Source organism: Microbacterium sp. CnD16-F (assembly GCF_024124465.1).
GTDB lineage: Bacteria > Actinomycetota > Actinomycetes > Actinomycetales > Microbacteriaceae > Microbacterium > Microbacterium gawkjiense.
Genome location: NZ_JAMXSA010000098.1, coordinates 1 through 2,964, shown reverse-complemented (window position 1 = coordinate 2,964; position 2,964 = coordinate 1). Strand labels below are relative to the sequence as shown.

Below are 2,964 nucleotides of genomic sequence, written 5' to 3'. Positions count from 1 at the left end.
ACTCCTGGGCTGTACTCCGACACCGTGAGTGAGCTCGTCGCGAGCATCTGCAATCACAACGAAAACTAGCCCCCACATCCCTGAAGGATCACGAAACGGTTACACCACTCCACGGGACTTGACCCTCGATGACGTCACGAGCCATGTCCAACCACCGATCATCGAAGTTCACAAGCGCCTGCCCTGGCTGAGCGCTGCGCTTGTCCACCAATCCGATCTCGCCGGCTTCGCGGTGCCTCGCGATCCATCGCTCGATCGTGCGCTTCCCTCTGCCGAGCTCGGCCGCCTTCGCAGCGATCCGCTGCTCCAGACTCTGGCCAGCGCCATACATCTCTCGCGGCTCGCCCTCCCGCGCGACGTCCGCTCCACCAGCCGTGTATCCAATCAGCACTTCGCGGACGCGATCCGCACGCTCACTCGCCTGCACCCGAGACTGCACGGTCGCGTCGGCCCAGAGCACACCAAGCGGGACAGCCTCCTCCTCAGCTCGCGTGCGCCCGGGGATGTGCGCGAGACCTCCCTCGCTGCGCGGTCGCAGGACGTCCACCAGCCGAAGCCGGCGAATCCGGCCTGCGCGGGTGCGAATGATCACCGCACTGTCCACGATCTCGCGCACTGTGGCGGCTTCGCCGTCGTAGACCAGATCGGCGCCGGCCCTCAGGACCCACGTGTTGCTCATCTCAAACTCCTGTTCGCGTTGTTCATGAAGGTGTAGATGCTGGGCCACGCTCAACCCGTATCCAGGAGGCTCATGCCGCCCAGTTGGCGGCCGAGGTCCGTCTTGAGGTGTTGTCTCCAGAGCAGGTGCAGAACAACGGCACGGGCGGATCTGTAGTCGCCCGCGATCGGCGTCACGGCCCGCACGGCCTCAGTGAACGTCTGCGGTGTTCGCAGCAGGTAGACGGCCTCGGCGACTTCGGAGTCGACGAACTGGAATCGCCGCCGGTACCCGGCCAGGAACTGCACGTTGGCCAGCAGGGTGGGGTCAGGCTCAGACAGGACCCGATACTCCCACCCGTGCGCTTCAATGACACGCCGCGACCAGCCCAGCGAATCACGCACCTTGGGCAGTGACAGCTTCTCCGCCGGCTTCACATCGATCACGCAGACGGACGCGTCGGCGCACCCGATCAGGAAGTCGGGGATGTGCCGGCGCGGGGTGCCGCGATCATCTCCCTCGAGCAGGAACGGCTGCGACAGGATCCACCGCACTTGGGGATCGAAGTCGACAAGCAGCAGGTTGGCGTACTCCAACCTCGACTCGTAGCCGACCGGAGCGCCCATGGTCGCGGACCAGTAGCTGCCCGAGAAGTGACGCTGCCCCTTGTACCAGCGGAACTCTCGCCACGGGATCGCTGTCTCGAACAAGAGCAGCCGCGCGTCCGCCATCGGAATGGACTCGACGCGATCGGCAGACTTGCGGATCTGAACCGTCGCAGGCCGATTCTGACCGCTCATAGGGCGACCGTCATCTGAGCGCCGATCGACCGATGAAGCGCGAGTTGGCGCTGCGGCCGAGGCCCCTGCTGCTTAGTATCGCACCATGCCAACGGGAGTCGCACACGACCGATTCGTGAACGAGACAGTGAACGGCGAAGTGGTGGACCAGAAGTCGTTCCCATGTCGCTGCATGATCGGCGACGATCATCTGGACGATTCGTCGTCATGGGGAGATGAGCCCGATGAAGACGACGAGGACGAAATGGGATTCGCCGGCGACGACGAGATCTGGCTCTCCAGCGGCATGGACGAGGACTACGACTTCCGACCGATGAGGGATCGATAGGCACGAGTTCGGGGTTCGCACTCCGCAAGCGGTGCTCACAGCCGACGAAGGTGCGCTCCACGACCCGGTTGCGCACGGATGCTGGCGTGACTGCGCCCGTCGTTTCGATGAGCCGAGTTGAGTGCGCGCCGAGCAACTGGGTGAGAGTATCTCCAGCAGCGGAGGTGCTCCGCGAGGACCGGGGATGGGGACCAGCTGATGGCCAAGGATGTCTTTGTCAGCGTCGGCACGGGGCTCAGTCCGTCCCAGGAGACTTTCGTCGTGGCGGTCGAGGAGCGACTTCGCGCTATCGGACTCAATCCACGCACGATCGGGAGGAACACCTTCAGCGCGGATGCTCCCTTGCACGCAATATCCGACCTCATGGATGAGTGCAGGGGCGCCGTCGTGATCGCGCTTGAGCGCTTTCGATTCCCGTCCGGCGAAGAGAGACCCGAATCGGCAAAGCAGAGGCAGCTCGCCGATGTGCGAATGCCCACCAGTTGGAACCAAATCGAGGCGGCGATGGCCTATAGCCGGGGACTTCCGCTGCTCGTGATCGTGGACGAAGGCGTGCGCGCGGACGGGTTGTTGGAAAAGGGGAACGACTGGTACGTCCAAGACTTGCCCGTCGACGCGAACGCACTGAACACGACCGCCTTCACTGGGATTCTCGAGAGCTGGAGCAGTCGATTGGATTCCGCGCCCAATCCGAGGGCGAGCAAGTCTCAGCCGCCGGACCCCGCATCAATGTCAGTCGGCCAGTTGTTGGCAGCGCTGAAGCCGGCGCAGCTTTGGACGAGTCTCGGCGCGTTGGCTGCGGCGCTAGGCGTGGCCTTTGCCATTGGTGCCAACGTGATCTGATCTGTGCGTCTCTTGGGGCCCGACAGTAGGCCTGCGCGCCGCGACAGTGGCACCACGCCACGCTATCGATGGGGGTGAGCGTTTGGGTGCGCGGTGAGCGACCGGGATGCGTGCGCTCCTCGCCCCTCGCGCCCTCTCCTTGGCCGGGCCTCTGAGCTGTGCTCGACCTCTACGGCCGTTGACCCTTCATCGGTGTTGGGTCGACAACTAGTAGTGCCCCGTAGAGTGGTGTAACGATCCCGGCCAGTAAACGTCAGCGTGGCCACCGGGATCTTCCTTCGAGGAAACTCTCACATCCCACTCGAAAGGCGTCACACCGATGACCACTCCCTCTA

Annotated in this window: 4 protein-coding genes; 2 read left to right on the top strand and 2 right to left on the bottom strand. The window is 64.0% G+C overall.

The window, feature by feature from the left end; all coding sequences use genetic code 11:
• Positions 1-88: 88 nt before the first annotated feature.
• Together NH287_RS14820 and NH287_RS14815 are read right to left on the bottom strand one after the other, a co-directional pair.
• Positions 89-679 carry a hypothetical protein gene (locus NH287_RS14820; RefSeq protein ID WP_253036228.1) on the bottom strand — a complete coding sequence of 197 codons (591 nt, stop codon included), beginning with the start codon at positions 677-679 and terminating at the stop codon, positions 89-91.
• A gap of 50 nt (positions 680-729) precedes the next feature.
• Positions 730-1,458, bottom strand: coding sequence for a TnsA-like heteromeric transposase endonuclease subunit (locus NH287_RS14815; protein ID WP_253036227.1), 729 nt, complete (start codon positions 1,456-1,458; stop codon positions 730-732).
• Positions 1,459-1,573: 115 nt separating this feature from the next.
• Here NH287_RS14815 and NH287_RS14810 point away from each other — a divergent pair, with 115 nt between their 5' ends.
• A complete protein-coding gene (locus NH287_RS14810) occupies positions 1,574-1,786 on the top strand; it encodes a hypothetical protein (protein WP_253036226.1) in 213 nt (70 codons plus the stop codon).
• A gap of 198 nt (positions 1,787-1,984) precedes the next feature.
• On the top strand, positions 1,985-2,629 hold the full coding sequence (locus tag NH287_RS14805; protein WP_253036225.1) for a hypothetical protein: 645 nt from the start codon (positions 1,985-1,987) through the stop codon (positions 2,627-2,629).
• The last annotated feature ends 335 nt before the right edge of the window (positions 2,630-2,964 follow it).

Excerpts from the sequence above, each read along its gene's own strand:
- NH287_RS14805 (WP_253036225.1), top strand. The coding sequence starts at position 1,985 with ATGGCCAAGGATGTCTTTGTCAGCGTCGGCACGGGGCTCAGTCCGTCC.
- NH287_RS14815 (WP_253036227.1), bottom strand. The coding sequence starts at position 1,458 with ATGAGCGGTCAGAATCGGCCTGCGACGGTTCAGATCCGCAAGTCTGCC.
- NH287_RS14820 (WP_253036228.1), bottom strand. The coding sequence starts at position 679 with ATGAGCAACACGTGGGTCCTGAGGGCCGGCGCCGATCTGGTCTACGAC.